Annotated in this window: 17 protein-coding genes; 10 read left to right on the plus strand and 7 right to left on the minus strand. The window is 44.5% G+C overall.

What is annotated here, in order from left to right; all coding sequences use genetic code 11:
- The 5 genes from GX089_08230 to GX089_08250 all read left to right on the plus strand — a co-directional run.
- Positions 1-3,872: tetratricopeptide repeat protein (locus tag GX089_08230; GenBank protein NLP02466.1), on the plus strand; the 3,872-nt coding region annotated here is incomplete at its 5' end.
- 159 nt (positions 3,873-4,031) lie between these two features.
- Complete coding sequence (locus GX089_08235) at positions 4,032-4,448, plus strand: hypothetical protein (protein ID NLP02467.1); 417 nt, start codon at positions 4,032-4,034, stop codon at positions 4,446-4,448.
- Positions 4,449-4,687: 239 nt separating this feature from the next.
- Positions 4,688-5,401 (plus strand): hypothetical protein, encoded by a 714-nt coding sequence (locus tag GX089_08240; protein ID NLP02468.1) that lies wholly within the window; start codon positions 4,688-4,690, stop codon positions 5,399-5,401.
- A gap of 156 nt (positions 5,402-5,557) precedes the next feature.
- A complete protein-coding gene (locus GX089_08245; GenBank protein ID NLP02469.1) occupies positions 5,558-7,054 on the plus strand; it encodes a sigma-70 family RNA polymerase sigma factor in 1,497 nt (498 codons plus the stop codon).
- A 78-nt stretch (positions 7,055-7,132) separates the two neighbouring features.
- Positions 7,133-7,300, plus strand: a complete 168-nt coding sequence (locus GX089_08250) for a hypothetical protein (GenBank protein ID NLP02470.1) — start codon at positions 7,133-7,135, stop codon at positions 7,298-7,300.
- A 5-nt stretch (positions 7,301-7,305) separates the two neighbouring features.
- Here GX089_08250 and glgA read toward each other — a convergent pair whose 3' ends face one another.
- Positions 7,306-8,832: a glycogen synthase GlgA gene (glgA, locus tag GX089_08255; GenBank protein NLP02471.1), complete on the minus strand. Its 1,527-nt coding sequence runs from the start codon at positions 8,830-8,832 to the stop codon at positions 7,306-7,308.
- 129 nt (positions 8,833-8,961) lie between these two features.
- Between glgA and GX089_08260 the strand changes: the two genes are divergently transcribed.
- From GX089_08260 to GX089_08270, 3 genes are all read left to right on the plus strand, one after another.
- Positions 8,962-9,153, plus strand: a complete 192-nt coding sequence (locus GX089_08260) for a ferredoxin (protein NLP02472.1) — start codon at positions 8,962-8,964, stop codon at positions 9,151-9,153.
- Positions 9,154-9,245: 92 nt separating this feature from the next.
- Positions 9,246-9,572, plus strand: a complete 327-nt coding sequence (locus tag GX089_08265; protein NLP02473.1) for a hypothetical protein — start codon at positions 9,246-9,248, stop codon at positions 9,570-9,572.
- Positions 9,573-9,865: 293 nt separating this feature from the next.
- The gene (locus GX089_08270) at positions 9,866-10,147 is read left to right on the plus strand and encodes a hypothetical protein (GenBank protein ID NLP02474.1); all 282 of its coding nucleotides are present in this window, start codon (positions 9,866-9,868) and stop codon (positions 10,145-10,147) included.
- A 19-nt stretch (positions 10,148-10,166) separates the two neighbouring features.
- On the opposite strand, the gene ptsP is transcribed toward GX089_08270, so the two are convergent.
- A complete protein-coding gene (gene ptsP / locus GX089_08275; protein NLP02475.1) occupies positions 10,167-11,906 on the minus strand; it encodes a phosphoenolpyruvate--protein phosphotransferase in 1,740 nt (579 codons plus the stop codon).
- A gap of 188 nt (positions 11,907-12,094) precedes the next feature.
- On the opposite strand from ptsP, the gene GX089_08280 reads away from it, so the two are divergent.
- Positions 12,095-12,613 carry an exonuclease gene (locus GX089_08280; GenBank protein NLP02476.1) on the plus strand — a complete coding sequence of 173 codons (519 nt, stop codon included), beginning with the start codon at positions 12,095-12,097 and terminating at the stop codon, positions 12,611-12,613.
- Positions 12,614-12,623: 10 nt separating this feature from the next.
- Here GX089_08280 and GX089_08285 read toward each other — a convergent pair whose 3' ends face one another.
- From GX089_08285 to GX089_08300, 4 genes are all read right to left on the minus strand, one after another.
- Entirely contained in the window at positions 12,624-12,842 is a 219-nt protein-coding gene (locus GX089_08285) for a NifU family protein (GenBank protein ID NLP02477.1), read from the minus strand.
- A gap of 53 nt (positions 12,843-12,895) precedes the next feature.
- Complete coding sequence (locus GX089_08290) at positions 12,896-14,125, minus strand: DUF438 domain-containing protein (protein ID NLP02478.1); 1,230 nt, start codon at positions 14,123-14,125, stop codon at positions 12,896-12,898.
- 94 nt (positions 14,126-14,219) lie between these two features.
- A complete protein-coding gene (locus GX089_08295; protein NLP02479.1) occupies positions 14,220-14,672 on the minus strand; it encodes an Rrf2 family transcriptional regulator in 453 nt (150 codons plus the stop codon).
- 155 nt (positions 14,673-14,827) lie between these two features.
- Positions 14,828-15,529, minus strand: coding sequence for a hypothetical protein (locus GX089_08300; protein ID NLP02480.1), 702 nt, complete (start codon positions 15,527-15,529; stop codon positions 14,828-14,830).
- A gap of 232 nt (positions 15,530-15,761) precedes the next feature.
- Between GX089_08300 and GX089_08305 the strand changes: the two genes are divergently transcribed.
- The gene (locus GX089_08305) at positions 15,762-16,619 is read left to right on the plus strand and encodes a hypothetical protein (protein ID NLP02481.1); all 858 of its coding nucleotides are present in this window, start codon (positions 15,762-15,764) and stop codon (positions 16,617-16,619) included.
- A gap of 22 nt (positions 16,620-16,641) precedes the next feature.
- On the opposite strand, the gene GX089_08310 is transcribed toward GX089_08305, so the two are convergent.
- Entirely contained in the window at positions 16,642-16,821 is a 180-nt protein-coding gene (locus GX089_08310; protein ID NLP02482.1) for a hypothetical protein, read from the minus strand.
- Between the last annotated feature and the right edge of the window lie 120 nt (positions 16,822-16,941).

The raw sequence follows: 16,941 nt of genomic DNA on the forward strand, positions 1-16,941 counted from the left end.
AAACCGAGTCAGCCATAAAGAACTACAAGAAGTATCTGGAGAAAAACAAGGATAACGGTCTTGCCAAAATAGTGGGTCAGGAAGCTTTCAAAGCCAAGAACTACACAGAGGCAGTGAAATATCTTGCGATGGTCAGCGGTGCTGATGCCACCACACATTCGCATCTGAAGATGTATGCCGAGGCCTGCAGCCAGACAAAGGATGATTTCAAGGCTTATCAGCTCTATAAGGAGTTGTCTGTAAAAACTCCTCAGGATGCGGATGTGCTCAAGAAGCTCTATGAGATCGCCGGCAAGGCGGGCACCAAGGATGAGGTTCTTTTGTATCTCAAGAAATACACGGCTCTCAAGCCCGGAGATGTTGAGGCTCAGAAGACACTTGCGAACAACCTTTATGAAAGAAAAGACAACGCGGGTGCTCTTGCCGCTTACCGCACGGTTGTCAAAGCTGATCCCTCTGTAAAGGGTATTTACAAGAAATATGCTGAGATTGTGATGGCCGGGGGAAATGAAGCTGAGATAGTAACAGTGCTCAATGGAGCTATTGCTGCTGGAGAGGCTGACATAAAGATGTACAAAAAACTGGCTGAAATCTACAGTAAGCAAAATAATCATGCAAAGGCTGTAGCCATGTATGAAAAAGCCAGCCAGCTCGATCCTAAGAACGCATCATTGCTTAATGAACTTGCTGAAAGTCAGCTGAAGAGTGGTAACATCAATGGCGCTATTCTGACTTATGAGCAGGCCATAGCGATGAATCCTCAGGCCAGCAAGGAGTACAAAACACTCGGTGATCTTTACTTAAAGCAGAAAAAGACCGATTCTGCAATCAGGGCTTATAAGAAGTATCTGGAGAAGAACCGGGATAATTCTGCCGCAAAATTGGTCGCTGAGAACGCCTACAAGCAGAAGAACTACCAGGAAGCGGTCAAGTATTTTGCTATGCTGTCAAGCCCTGAAAGTTCAGATCCGGAAGTTCTCATGATGTATGGCCAGGCTTGTTCTAAGACTAAAGATGAGTTCAAGGCTTACCAGATCTTCAAACAACTTGCCGATGTAAAACCACGGGACCCGGTTGTATTCGAAAAACTCTATGACATTGCCAGCCGGACCGGAACAAAGGATGAGGTGCTTTCATATCTGCGCAAATATGCAGAATTGAAACCTTCCGATGCTGCAGCTCAGCGAAAACTTGCTGATATGCTTTACGAGAAAAAAGATGAGCGTGGGGCTCTTGCTGCTTACAGGGCTGCGCTAAAAGCTGATTCCACGATGAAGGGTATTTACAAAAGATACGGACAGCTCGTTCTGGCTTCCGGCACCGACGATGAAAAAATCACTGCCTTCAAAGGTGCCATTGCAGCTAATGAGGCAGATGGCAAGATGTACAAGGCACTTGGTGAGATTTACCAGAAAAGAGCTCTCTATGACAATGCCATAAAGATGTTTGAGAAAGCATCACAGCTCGATCCCAAAGATGTCAATATTCTCAATTCTCTTGCCGAGTGCCAGCTTAAGAAAGGCTCTTTGATTGAAGCTACCATGACTTATGAGCAGATTGTGGCTCTTAAGCCCGGGGCTGAAAAGGAGTACAAACAGTTGGGTGACCTTTACATGCGGCAGAAAAAAACTGATTTGGCTGTAAAGGCCTATAAAAAGTATCTGGAAAAGAACCCTGCTGATGCCGCAATCGCACTTATTGTTGGAAATACCTCCTTTGGTGCCAAAAACTACCCTGATGCTGTGAAGTATCTTGGGATGGTGACTGGCCCCGAATCGAAAAAAGCATCTTTCCTGGCTAAATATGCTGAAGCTGCTTATGAGGCAAAGGATTATCCCAGGGCCATGCGAATCTATAAGGAACTTTCGGTTCTTACCCCTAAAGATGCCGGAGTATTCAAGAAGCTCGCAGAGGTTTGTGAGAAGACCGGGGCACCTGATGAAGCTCTGAATAACCTGCGGAAATATGTCGGGCTGAAGCCCGGTGATGCTGAGGCTCAGAAGGCGATCGGGGATGCGCTCTATGATCGGAAGGACATGAACGGTGCTCTTCAGGCCTACCGCAGCGCTCTTAAATACAATCCGTCTCTGAAAGGCTTTTACAAGAGGTATGTTGAACTGGTGATGAAATCCTCAAGTAAAGCGGATGAAAAGATTACTGCTTTAAACGGAGCCATTAATGCAGGTGAGGCGGATGCAAGTATGTATGGAACACTGGCTGATCTCTACAAAGCCGCAGCGAATTATCCAAGAGCGATTAAGATGTATGAAAAGGCATCGCAACTGGATCCGAAAAACAGTAAGCTGCTTTCTTCTCTGGCTGAATGCCAGATGAAAAGCGGATCTCTCAACGAGGCAGCTATAAACCTTGAGCAGGCAATCGCGCTGAATCCCTCTGCCAGCACTGAGTACAAGCAGCTTGGTGATCTTTACATGCTGCAGAAGAAGACCGATGCTGCGATGGGTGCCTACAAGAAATATCTGGCTAAAACATCCGATAGCAAAATAGCATCTCTGGTGGCTAAAAATGCATACCAGAAAAAAAACTATGCTGATGCCTTCAAGTACTATGGAATGGTTAAGGACGATAACAGTTCTGAATTCATTGTCGAGTATGGTCTCTCTGCGCTAAAACAGAAAAAATATAAAACTGCTATCAGCACTCTGGAAAAAATCAGGACTATGAAGGGCACTATACCTCAAAAGAATGTGGCTCTGAAGTCTCTTGCTGAAGCTTACCAGAAAAACGGAGAGGCATTGAAGGCTGCCGAGATCCTGAATGAATACGTCAAACTTCCAGGTGTCAAAGACCCCGATGCATCATTCAGCAGGGCAGTTGCTTATGAGACGATCAATCCTAAAATGGCTGTGCAGATGTACGAGGAAAATGTCAAGGCTTATCCCAGGGACTACCGCAACTTCCTGAAGCTTGGTATTTACTATTCACGTCAAAGCAACAGTATTCAGACTGCTGCCAAATACCTGGAAAGATGTGCTGCTATTACAGATACTATCGGAAGGGTGTGGCTGGAACTGGGTGGCCTCTATGCGAAGCTTAAACGGGATCAGGACATGCTTAGGGCTTATCGGAAGTTCTTAGAGATTGATCCTGAAAACGCCGAAGCATCGGCTAAAATCGGAGAGATTCTGTTAGCTAAGAAGATGACTGAGGATGCAATGGTTTTCCTGGAGATGGCAAATGCTCTAAAGGAGAACGATCCCAAGTTGATGACTCTTCTGGCCAGAGGTTACATAATGACCAACAGACGCGATGAGGGAGCCAAGCTGCTTGAAAAAGTCATCAAACTCTCCAAAGGGAATATTGATGATGAATTGAGGATAGAACTGATTAATGTTTACCTCGAATCAAATCAGTTCGCAAAGGCTGCAGATGAGCTGAAGGTGATGATCGCCAAAAAGCGCGATAAAGACCTGCTTGTCAAATACGCCAGAGCTGTATATGAACTGGGCAGGTATAAAGAGGTCGAAAGTATCGTTGCTGATATCAAGGCGGTCGATCCTGAAAATCTCGAAGCGTACATGATGCTTGGAAAGGCGAAGGTTGCTCAGAAAAAGTATGATGATGCGATCGAGACCTATAAGGAAGTCCTTTACATTGATCAGAATTATGCCCCTGCTCTCTGCGAAAGAGCAAATGTCTACCTGATTCAGGGCAAACTGCAATGGGCAAAGACTTTCTATGACAGAGCTTTAAAGGCAGATCCTAAAAATGGATTGGTTCATCTGGGTCTGGCAAAACTTGCCAAACAGCAGAAGGATTATACCACCTATTCTGATCATCTTGATAAAGCTCGTAAGCTGAGTCCCAACAGCAAAGAGGTTCAGGATGAACTCAAGACCGTAAGAAGGTAGTGAGTTTGTAAATTCGGGGGGACTTTCAGTCCCCCTTTTTTCCTCCTTACCCGCATAACTTATAACTTCCTTGTCAATTTCTCCCGGTACAGTTGCTGCGGCTTTTCTGTAAAAACCTCCATCTCGTTCGTAATTCTTAAGAAGAGAAGGGAGGCTCTTATGAATAACAAGGAGATTGCCGAGAATCTGAAGGAATTGGTTAAGCTCTTTTCTGATTCTGCCTGGAACTATGAAAAGGCTCTTGATCAGATTCAGGATGAGGATCTGAAGTTTGAATTATCGGAGCTTCACGATGAGCATCTGGAAAATGCTGAAAATCTGAATAAGTATTTGAGGCAGCTTGGGGAGAAGGCGCCCAGATTCGAGATTTCCGATGAGACTTCTGAATTGATAACCATAACCAGCGAGATGTCGGATGGTGAAGTGATCAGGAATCTGAGAAGAAATGAGAGGGTGGTCAGAGAAAGGATCTCATCGGTGGTGGAAGATGTGCAGATCCCTGAACTTGCCCAGGAGCTTGAGGAAGAGATAGAGGACGAGGGCATATATATAAATACACTTCAGAATCTGATGTAGATGGATGGGGTATCGAGCATTGAAGGCTTGGTACCCTTTTAGATTTCTCCTCGAAGACCCCCATCGAAAATGAACATTTTTGTGTATCCTCATTATCAATGATTTATCATAGTTGACAACATGGACTTTCGCAGAAATACCAGTATTTTTCATTTCTGCGGAGAAAAAAGTGATCTGCAAGATGTTTCCTGGGAGGCAAAGCGATTAACTGGAGGAGGGTTATTGCAGGAAACGCTGGCATGGCAATTGCCTTAATTGTATATCGTGCGCTAGCTCAATTCGTGCTAAATGGAGTTACTCAAAACAATCAATGGAGGTACTATATGTTGCTGCGCAATGTGTTCATGACAGCCGTGGCTTGTGCTGTTCTGGTTATAGCTGCCGGGACAAATGGCAAGAATGACAATGGAATGAATGGTTCGGCGGATACAAGCATGAACGGTGCTCAGACCGGCGATACCATGACGATGTCCGGAACAGTTCAGGAGTTTGACATGGAAGAGGGAATGCTGCTTGTTCAGGGCGATACCGCCACCGATACATTTTACATTGATGAGCAGTCCATGATTGACACTCAGATGGTTCAGCCTGGTACTCAGGTTGATGTGAAATATATGGAAAAGGATGGGCGCAAGGTTGTTCTGGAAGTAATGCCTATGGGCTCTCCCAGTTCCTATAACGGTGGGAAAAACGGCAGTGGTCAGAAAAACGGCAGTGGTGAAGAAACTACAATAACCGGTACTATACAAAGTATAGATCCTGCTGAGAGTTCCATTATCGTGCAGACTGATTCCGGGACAGATACTCTCTATTATGACCAGGATACTGAGATAACACAGAATGCTCTTCAGCAGGGTAGAGAGGTCACAATAAAATATGAGATGTCCGGAGATCGCAAGGTCATTAAAGAAATCGCTCCCGCAAATACCGGAAATGGCGGTGAAGCATACTAAATCTCACAGGCTTTCTCCACTTTTGGCGGCTCATTTCGAAAGAAATGGGCCCTTATTATATCTTTCGCCTTGAACAGTTTTAAACTGAATCATACAATCTATTAAAAAACCGGATTCCATATTTGCAACAAACGTCAGAATTATCACGTTTTTATTATGGGTAAACAGAAAAGAATCAATCCACGTGAAAGCAAGGTTTTCTCTACTTTGAAGACTCTTGCGGAAAAACAGGGATATTTAACTGAATCACAGATCAGTGTTTTTTCAACAGACATGGAGAGCAGCAGGAAAATTAAAGACTTTCTCTCCGAACAGCAGATTGTTGTTCAACCCGACTCAACCCTGGAAAAGAAGAATTCAAAACAACACAGGGGCAGCAGGGCGGGGAGAGTTCACTATTCCGATCCCACCTGGATTTACCTTAACAGTCTGGGAAGAGTACCTCTGATGACCCGTGGACAGGAGGTGCAGCATTCGATTCTCATTCGATTTGCTCAGTATAAGCTGATGGACCTCGCTTTCAGGGATCTATCCATTGTAAATTCGGTCTGCGATCTGGGGATAAAACTTGACAAAGGGAGCATCGAGTGCATAGACGTACTCAGAATCGAGGAAGATCGCATTAAAAGCCCATCAGAAATTGAAAAAATCAGGAAAAAATTCCTGGACTCCATCAAGACAATAAAAAAGGAGATGCTCGAGCTCGATGACCTGAGGAGAAATCCTGATCAGGATGATGCTCTGAAGATGGAAATCCTCAAAAGAGCTGACCAACTCGTTGATCTTTGCCAGCAGCTAAGGCTTAACACTAAGGTTGTTAGAGAACTTCTGGAGAAGTACAAAAAGCACCTCGTTGATTCAGGGGGGCTGGAAGATCTGGAGTACTTTGCATACTGGGAAGAGATGAGAAATCAGGCAAAGTGTTCTATTATCGAGGCCAATGTGCGCCTTGTGGTCAGCATTGCGAAAAGGTATACAGGCAGGGGACTGGAGATAAGCGACCTGATCCAGGAAGGTAATAAAGGGTTGATCACAGCCGTTGAAAATTTTGATTATCGTAAAGGATTTAAATTCAGTACCTATGCTATCTGGTGGGTTCGTCAGGCAATAACCCGTGCGATTCACGAAAAATCCAAAACGATCCATCTCCCTGCAAATACTTTTGATCTGGTATCAAAAATCGAACGGTTTACACGGGATTGGAACTTACGCACTGGTACCCAGCCTTCGGTTGAGGAGATCGCTGAGGGGTTGAAATGCCCTGTGGAAAAAGTGGAAACCGCCCTGGAGTGTGCAGTTGATCCGATCTCTCTTGACATGGAGGTAAACAGTGAGGATGGAACCACTGTGGGAGAGTATATTGAGGATACCAGTTCGGAAGATCCGTTGATGCGTTTCTCATTGAAGTCTCTCAGAACCCACATTAAACAGGTGCTTGATTCTCTCGATCCCAAAGAGAAGAAGACTGTGATCATGAGATTCGGTCTCGATGATGGCAGGATTAAAACACTGGGTGAAATCGGTTCGAAACTCAAACTTACCAACGAGAGAGTCAGGCAGATTGAGATAAAAGCTCTGCGAAAACTAAAACAGACATCAAGATCCCAGGTTTTACTCCCATGGAAAGAGGAGATGGATCTTGTTAACCATTGATCCTGAAAAGCTTAAAGTTCTTCATTTTTTTGCCGATAGATTAATGAGGTACTCTTTTAAACTCTTCAGGAGAAATACATGGACAGTGTTTCTATGGTTGCCAACTCGATTCAGGCTGTAAATGACATGATGCGCCAGGCCAATGTTGAGGCCCTGAAAGCAGCGGAAAAACTGATGGAATATAATGTTTCTGTTGCTGTCGGAGTGGAAATGGGGAAGGGAGATCAGGTAGACATCAGTGCCTGAACATTCTACCAGTAATAAGATCTGTTCTGGCTGTTTGACGTTCTTTTTATTCTAATCGCCCGGAAATACGTATTGATGTATTCCCGGGCACTTTTTTTCCAGGAGAAATCCTGAGCCATTGCTTTTTCTATCATCTTTTTGATATGCCCGGGCCGGTCGTAGTAAGTGCTCACTGCCCAGCCGATGGTATTATACAAGGCTTCCGGAGTTGGATCGTTGAATTTAAACCCGGTGCCCTCTCCTGTCAGCTCATCGTAGTTTTCCACAGTATCGTTTAATCCTCCTGTAGCCCTTACAATGGGGAGAGTTCCATAGCGTTGCGAGTACATCTGATTCAGTCCGCATGGCTCGAAAAGCGAAGGCATCAGGAAAAAGTCACACCCGGCCTCAATTAGATGGGAGCGGGCATTGTCGAAACCAATAAACGACCCGGCACGTCCCGGATAATGGACTGGCAGCATTCCGAAGAAATGCTCCAGTGTTTTTTCGCCTGAAGCCAGTATCACAAATTGAACCTTCATGTTCTGAAGGACTCCTTCGATGGCTCTTGCTATGAGGTGGAAACCTTTCTGCTCGACAAATCTTCCAATTGCGCCAATTACCACCATGTTTTCATCCTGCTTCAGATCAAAAGCTTTTTGCAGTGCTTTCTTACAGGTTTTCTTTCCCTCTAATCTGCTTTTACTGAAGTGTTCAGGAATTAAAGGGTCAGTTTCAGGGTCCCAGATCTGGTAATCGATACCATTGAGGATGCCAATGAGATCCGATTGTCTTCTGGAGATATAAGGGGCCAGTCCGAAACCGCCTGAGGGAGTGACAAGATCTCTGGCAAATGTCGGGCTTACTGCTGTTATGACATCTGAGAAGTAGATGCCGCCCTTTAGAAAATTGATTTTATCGTAGGATTCAAATTTATCTTCTGTAAAATTGTGCCACCCAAGGCCAAGATAATCGATATGATTTTTAGGGTAGATCCCCTGGTAGGCTACATTGTGCAGAGTGATAACTGATGCGGTTTCCTTAAACAGAGGGTCGTTCCAGTGCCACAGTTTAAGGTATGCCGGTGTCAGTGCTGTCTGCCAGTCATTTGCATGGACTATATCGGGTTTGAATGAGATATCTTTACAGAGCTGAAGTGCTGCTCTGGAAAGAAAACCAAACCTGACCGGATTGTCATCATAGTCATGCATCGAGCTGTCATGATAAAGTCCGTAACGATCAAAGTAAAGGCGGTGTTCAATCATATATACGGGGACCCCGGAGGGAGAGGTGGTTTGCATTACAGAGCACCACTCCTCCTTGTTTCCCATCCATACACCCATACTCTGGAGGCAGATTTTCGTGCTATACTTATCAGGGTCGATCAGACCGTAGCGGGGGATCACTACTCTTACATCATGGCCTGATTTTTTTAACTGCCCGGAAAGAGATGCAACCACATCGGCCAGGCCGCCAATCTGGGCAAAAGGGTGCATCTCTGAAGAGACAATCAGAATATTCAGCTTTTTTTCTGCGTTCTGGATGGGTTTCATTCCGATCTCCGGTTTAAAGTCAGTTTAATATACAATTTATGCAATGAATAAAAGCTAAAGATAGACCAAAAGATGGAATGAATTTTGCCCATTTAGTGAACTATGTTACCAATGATGCAGGAGGAGGAGATGAAAGCCAGCGTTGATCCCGATACGTGCATTGGATGTGAGTTGTGCCCGACAATCTCTCCGGAGGTTTTCAGGATGGGCGAAGATGGGTTGGCACATACGATTGTAAGTATAGTACCCTCAGATGCCGAAGTGACTGCCAGGGAAGCTGCTGAGAGTTGCCCGGTACAGGCAATAGCAATCGAAGAATAATTCAGGAAAAATACTCTGTTTGTCTGCTTCAGGATAAGAATCGATCTGAGGTGACCGTATTCTTTTTAGGGATAGACCTGAGAGGAGAGACTATGTTGGAGCAGAGAGACAAAAGTCGGATATTAACTGATTTTTTGGATCAGAAAGTATTTGACCCTGTACTGGAGGCTCTCCCGGAACAGTATTCAAGTGAAATAGATCGAAAAAGACTGGCTGAAGTGCAGAAAAATATCCTCCTTGAAAAGGAGAAATTTCATAACTGCAATCTCAGTCCGGAGCAGATAAAAGAGAGCTATGTAAGGGAGATGTATTTCGAGACGAACAGCAGACTGGGAAAGGAACTTGAAGATTTGGAACTGCCCAGGTTTGTTGAGTTGCGTGATAGTTTTCTTCAGCTCTGTGAGGAATTGGATCTTTGAGTGGATATAATGATTTGGGAAATGATTGTCTTAATTTTTCCTTCAGGGACTATTTGGTGATTTAATGGTCTAAGTCACTGATTAGGTCTCGTAGAAAATCCCCGGTTAAACCGATAAATCTGCCGGAAGTAAAAAAAATTGCTATTGCAGGCAAAAAGTGTTATATTGTTATTACCAGCAATTACTATCCTACCTGCAAGGCCCTCTTGCAGCAATTTGGGTGAAGCGGAAGGCGCCGGTGCAATGCCGGCGCATTCTTTTTGGAATAAATACGGTTTTTTTGGGGGATAGCCATGGCATCAAACATTGAAGATGTGACGATCAATTACGAAGAAGATGGTGTTCTGGTTATTAAAGAACTGGATAAAGTTGTCCTGTCAAAAGGGTCCTGGGCTACAGTGCTGTATAAGTACCAGCAATGGGAAAAAAGCAAGAATGACTACGGGCCGGACCGCTACTCTATTCGCAGATACCGTAAGATCGACGATGAATACAGGCAGCAGGCCAAATTCAATATCTCCAGCAGAGATCAGGCTATAAAACTGATCGAAGCTCTTCAGAACTGGGTCAAGTAGCTTGCTTCTTTAGACAAGTCTAATACAACGAATCTCTGACCAGTTCGTTTACCTCTTCGTCGCTATCCAGAGAAACAGCTTTTTTAGCTAATTTCTGCAGGTGAGAGAAATTGTGCTCTGAGATAATCTTTCTTACCACCGGGATTGATGAAGGCTGCATGGAGAAGGCTGAGGCGCCTGCCCCTACCAGGAGAGCGGCAATCAGGGGATCAGATGCCATCTCACCACAAACAGAGACTTCTTTGTCTTTACTTGTACATGTGGTGATTATGTTTCTGATAAGCCGTATAATTGCCGGGTGCGTACACTGTCTGTACTCTTCAAGATAACCATCCTCTCTACTGGCAGCGAAGATATACTGCACCAGATCGTTTGTTCCGATGTTTATAAAACTAATCCTGCTTAAAAAGCTCTTTACCGACAGGGCAACAGAGGGAATCTCTGCCATAATTCCGATGTTTAGCGACTCAAAATTCATCCGCAGTTTGCGGCATCCGCTCTGGATGTGGTAGATTGCCTTTTTCAGGTCCTCAAGTGTGGCTACAAAGGGTAGTGCAATTTTCACAGGAGCCAGCCTGCAGACACTCAGAACACTCATGAGATGGTTGTTGAGGAGGTCGGGATGATGAAAGAGGTAGCGGATTCCTCTGTTACCCAACTGAGGATTCTCCTCGGTAAAAGTACTTACAAACGGCAGGGTTTTATCTGCACCAAGATCAAGGAGACGGATGGTGATGGGACGGCGTTTAGTAATGGCAAAAATTTTACGGTAAAAATCGATCTCTTCCTGAACTGATGGCATGTGGGCGCAGGAGATATAGAACAGCTCTGAACGTAAAAGTCCTATGCCTTCTGCCCCGTAAGCAATCGCTTCTTCCGCCTCTTTGACAGATCCTATGTTTGCCTCAAGCTTTATTCTCCTTCCATCCTTTGTCTCGCAGTATCCTGTCTTCTGTTTTATGATCTTGCTTGACAGGATGTGTTCTCTTTTTTCTCTGTAGGCTGATACTTCGGATTCGGCAGGGTGAACGATTGCTTTTCCGGTGTATCCATCAATGATCAATGGTTCACCTGAGCGGACAAGCGAAGATGCTCCTGGCATATTAATGATAGCTGGAATTCCAAGAGACTTTGAAATGACGGCAACGTGGGATACTCGGCTGCCCTCTTCTATGATTATTCCCCTTATTTTCTTAAAGTCAAGCAGTGCCACATCCGATGGCACCAGGCGTTCTGAGACAAAGATCACCGGCTCCTCTATTCTCTGCATGGGATTGGTGCGTACATGTTCTATGTCAAGAAGGTTTCGCAGTATGCGGTGGTAGGCATCCTGTATATCGAGGAATTTTGTCCGTATTATCTCATCGTGAATTGAACTGAAGCGTGTTTCAAGCACTCTCATCTGACTGGCGATGACATGTTCGATGTTCATGCGCTGGGCCCTAGCCAGTTTCTTCAATTCCTGCAGAAATGCCTTGTCTTCGAGGAGCTGAAGCTGGACATTGAAGATGAGACTGATGTCGGTCCCGTGTTTTTCTTTTTCAAGTTGATCGGAGATCTGTTTGAGTTGTTCCCGGCTTTTATTTATTGCAATCTCAAGCCTTTTGATCTCCATCGCCGGATCATCGACAGGGAAACTGTTCATCTCCAGTGCATCGAGAGTGATTTGTTTAAAGAGGAGGGCCTTCTCTATGGCTACTCCGGGTGAGATCGACTCCCCATAGAGTTCCCGTCTGATTCTGTCAACTGACCGATCCATCAGCAGCAGAGCCTCCGGACCGCGCAGAGAAGCCCGTTTAATGCCAGTGAAAATCCCATTCTTCTGCACCTGTCTTGAAACCCGCCCTGGATTCATTCTTGTTTAATAGCAAGTAATAATCCATCAGAAAAAACAATGGTTTTAAATGTGCACGCTTTTTGCACCTGCCCTGTAACAGGGGCAAAATTATGAGCTGGGTTGTTGTTGATGTTGAGGCGGATGGTCCGATTCCCGGTGACTACTCGATGGTTGCACTGGGAGCAATTATTGCCGATGAGTCACTGAACCGGAAATTCTATGCCCGGCTCAGGCCAATCTCCCCAAAATGGATGGATGAGGCATTAAGAGTCTGCGGCTTTACACGACAGGAAACCCTTACCTTCAATGACCCTCTGCTGATCATGAAAAGCTTTGCAGAGTGGCTAAATATAGAGGCTGGCTCTCATCCCTTCTTTCGCTCAGACAACAACGGTTTCGACTGGCAGTTTGTAAACTGGTACTTTCATCATTTCCTGGGCAAAAATCCCTTCGGACACAACTCCGGCAACCTCCTTTCTCTATATCAAGGGCTATCAAAAAATATCTACTCTACTTTTCAACACATACTCAAAGCAAAGCACGATCATAACCCTGTAAATGACGCCGCCAGCAACGCAGAGGCTCTCCTGGAGATGAAATACCAGCTTGGCCTCAAGATAAACCTCTGATTACAGCAGATCAGGTATATACCCGTGTGACCTCCGGAACCAGTCTTTTAAGTGTTCTCTCTATTCCCATCGTCAGAGTCATCTGAGACATGGGACATCCTCCGCAGGCGCCGGTCATAGATACCCGCACTGCTCCATCATCTGATACTTCAAGCAGTTCAACATCTCCACCGTCGGCCTGAAGTGAGGGCCTGATAGCTTCAAGAGCCTTTTCGATTTTTTCACGCAGCATAATCTCTCCTTTGCAGATAAAGAATTATAGAAGATAAATTCATGTCAATTTTACTTATGTCCGATTCTGACAATCCAGTCCTCCGGTCCCTGCTGATCGTAATCCCAGGTAAAATCACCTTTATGTTCGGCTTCGAACTGGTAGTAAAGCGGTTTGGGATCATGATCGTTGATTATCCGTAAAATGCCGCCTGATGGCAGTGCACTCCACATCTCAAATATCTGTTTGTGGCGCTGCGGCGGGGGGAGCGGACGGAGATCCAGCTCAGTTGTGGCAACAAGGTCCTGAGGCGTAAAGCAGCAGTAACCGATCTTGTCACAATCCCTCTTTATCTCTTTCCAGTCCTCATCGGTGAACACCTGAAGAGCGATCTGGTAGAGGATATTGTCTTCTTTGAAGATATGGCTTTCCAGCTCACGGCTGATAAATTCCCCGTGTTCAATGACAGCCTTTTTGAATTCCCAGAACGGGGTTCCGGTTCTATTGACTATTGCAAATAAGGCCCGTTTGTGTGCACGGAACTCCACATGCTCCTCTTTCATGATGTCCGGCGGTTCAGTTATACCATGTAAATGAAGCCTGGGGAAGAGCGCGTCTTCTTCCCGCTGGTGGTGCAGTTCGGCCTCGACCATCAGGTGGGCAATCTCTTTAAGCAGGTCAAAATCCGCACCCATGTCACTATAGCCGGAATACTGCTTCATCCGATCTGTAATACCCTTCAGCTTATGGAGCCCGTCAACTATGATCCTGTGCTCTTCCATCAGGGTGTGGACCGGATGGGGAGCAGAAACTGAGATCCGCTTCTCTACAAGAGAATCGCACATTGCTTCAAGGTGAACATCACAGAGACTCTTCCGGATCTCTTCATGAGAGATTCCCTCCTGAATCAGTTCCTGTTCAAGGACGCCAAGCGTTCTGGCATCTACGCTGCCAAGAAATGTTTTTGCGCGTTCCTTTAACTCTTCTGTGATTTTTTCCGATTTCAGTTCTCGTAAAAGGGCCTTAAGGGTTTCCTTTGCCGCACTGCCATCCTGAGATGCAGTTACCCTGTTGCTTGCTGTCTGTTCGATTCGCAGGACCCACTCCCTGCTGCCTTTCTGCTCTTTAGTAACCTTCAGCTCCGGTTTGCTTCCAAGCATGTACACAAGAGGATGCGGATCAAAATCAAATGTCACATCCAACCTCTCACCGCTTTTCAGAGTCTCAATAGCAGGGAAGAGCTTTCCTTCTTTTTCCTCATGAGAAAGGCCCCTTGTGTCAATTGAAAATGCTGTTCCCATCTAAACCTCCCTTGTTTTTATTTTAAGTCATCTTTTCCAGGTCCATAAAATGATACTAAAATTATATCAAATAAATGCAAAAAAAATTCTTCCTTTACAAAATCATTCCTGGAAACCCGGGGTCAGCATCTTGTGCTTTATCTATCTCACTGCCGCATCCAAGTTCTTTCAATGTCGTGCTCTTCATCAGTGACTCTATCTGCCTGTTATGCTCTGTGAAAATCAAGCCAAGAGAGCAGCTTTCATGTTTGCAGAATGGCAGGGCAAAGGGGCAGCCACTCTCTTCAGATCTTCCCTCAACAGCATCCCAGATATCGAGCAGGGAGATCTGCTCCGGTGGGGTGCTTAAAGAGACTCCTCCGGAGGGCCCCCGTTCTCCTTTCACCATGCGGTTTCTGGCAAGGATCTGTACGACTTTTGCCAGATGTGCTTCGGAGACACCGCAGAGAGTGGCGATCTTTCCGATCGGCAGCTTTCCGGGATGATTCTGCGCCAGAAGTGACATGGCATGAACTGCCAGTGTAAATGCTTTTGTAGTTTTTAACATACAGTGCATAAGGACCTCTATAATTCAGGTATTAAAATACCTTATTACCTGTTTATGGTCAAGTTTTTTTATTGATGACGAAATTATTCATCCATCAGAAGAGAATGGGGAAGCCGAATTGCGGTTTTCCCATTCTTACAGGTAAATTGTGCCGGTTATCTTTCAGACAGAAAGAATTTTTGAGGGTTATTACCGGAATTGAGGCCTTCAGGGATCATTATTATAACCTGAGATGAGCCGGTTGTTAAAGAGATGTTTCGGCCACTGATATCGTAAACCATTGCTCTGTCAAATCTTTTGCTGCCGGATTCCTGAACAGGTTTTTCCTTTGCGGGTTTTACCGGATTAAAAGTTCCGGTGTATTCAAGAAAGGGACGTGTGAAGACTATGCTGTCATTTACAGAAGCTGATTTCAGATGAATTTTTAAATGCACTTCATTTCCCATTTTAACTGAAAAAAATTCCGATTGCCTTTTCAGAAGACGAAGGTAATTCCAGTAATAGACTGCAGTGTCTGCTCTGACGGTATCAGTAACTGGTGCAGAACCAAAAGAACCACATTCCAGTGTATCGCCTTTAAAGCCCCAGAATGATATCGATATTCTGCCAGGTTCTACAGCTTTTCTATAGATAGTAATCCGGTAATCATAATCCATCATCATTTTAGGATCCATTTTGTATTTTACAAACCAGTAATTGGGACAAATCGAATCATAAGCGTTCTCTGTTGTATCATTACTTTCGATAGTAATCTTTGCGCTGAAAGTATTGGTGTTTCCTATTATTCGGGAAAGTGGAGCGCTGTTTACTGACAGTGATAAAAGAAGAAAAACCAAGGAAGTGATGTGAAGCTTCATATACATCTCCTCTGTATGCCTTTTGATATCTGGATGAATCATAAATCAATATATATTATCCCTGGTTTCGGATGCTGTTTTCTCCATGAGAACCGGAACTTAGCTGTAAAGATGATGCAATTCAGTCCTGAAAAGCAACCCGATTTCCCGGTCTGTTTGACATTATTATTTTATGCGAAACTTAAAAGGTATCTCACTTGCAACTATTAGCTTCAACAATCAGGAGCAGAGAATGCTTATTCGTTCCTTTCTTTCTGTATCGTGCATGATTTTGCTTTTTTTGCCGTGTGTAATTTCCGCCAATAGTCTTCCTCTGAATTTAGGGATAATGGGCGGGATAAGTCTATCATATATGGATGGCAGTGAGATCGACGGATTGGAATCGTATTACCAATCCACTGCCGATCCAGTCACAACAGGTAATTGTGCGATTCATTTTGGCTATTCTCTTCTGAAATGGTGTGAGATCCAAAGCGGATTGTTCATCTCGGGACATGGTTATGAGATGCTTATCTCCAATAAAAGTGGTATAGACTGGAGCAGCAGTATGCCCCTGGTTGTCGAAGTTAGTCTCTATGCCGAGCGAAAAATCGTATTGATGGAATTTCCGCTGCTGTTGCGGTTGAAGACGCCCTATTTTTCCCGTTTGAAATTTAGAATCTATGGCTTTGGAGGAATTATGTGCGGTTTTGTGTTCAGTGCTTTTGAAAACCTGATTGAGGAGATTGTTACTTATTACCCTTTAGAAGAAAGAACGACCAGAGAGAAGGTATCCTCAGTTAATCTGTTTGAAAGTAGAGTGATTTCCGATTCATCTGGAAATCAGATCCATTACTCATATAATGATTATCACAGAAGAGGAAGTTCTTCGTTGATGGCCGGTTTTGGTATGGAAAAAAGGTTCAATTACATCGGTGTCTTTATCCAGGGTCAGTTTGTTTACGGCCTGAAAAACTTCAACAGACTTTCCGATAAAGCAAAAAGGGAGATTGTAGATTCTTTGGGCATCCTTGTTTACGAGGAACAGGAGGCCTATTTCCGAAGTTTTCAGATTTCCACCGGATTTACTTTCTATTTCGGGGGATCCTGAAAGCACACGATAGTTGTTTTTCTCACTGGTTATCCCGGGAGAGTAAACTGCTATAGATCCAGTGAAGATTTACCGTAGTAATAAAGAGAACAGCCATACGGCTAATTTTATCTCTGATATTTGCCGGTGAATTCAAGCCACTGAAGCTCAAGATCGCCAGAAATAAAAGAAGAAACAGCGTTGATGAGGATTTCTGCGGCACGTGTCCTCCGTTTCATTACTGTTTATCTGCAATTATCGAGCCTGTGCCTTCAAATTTGTCACAAAAAATGGTATAATAGAATAGTTAAGTACAATCTTGTATCCGTTCTTACACAATCCG

The sequence above is a fragment of the Fibrobacter sp. genome (genome assembly GCA_012523595.1).
Lineage (GTDB): Bacteria > Fibrobacterota > Chitinivibrionia > Chitinivibrionales > Chitinispirillaceae > JAAYIG01.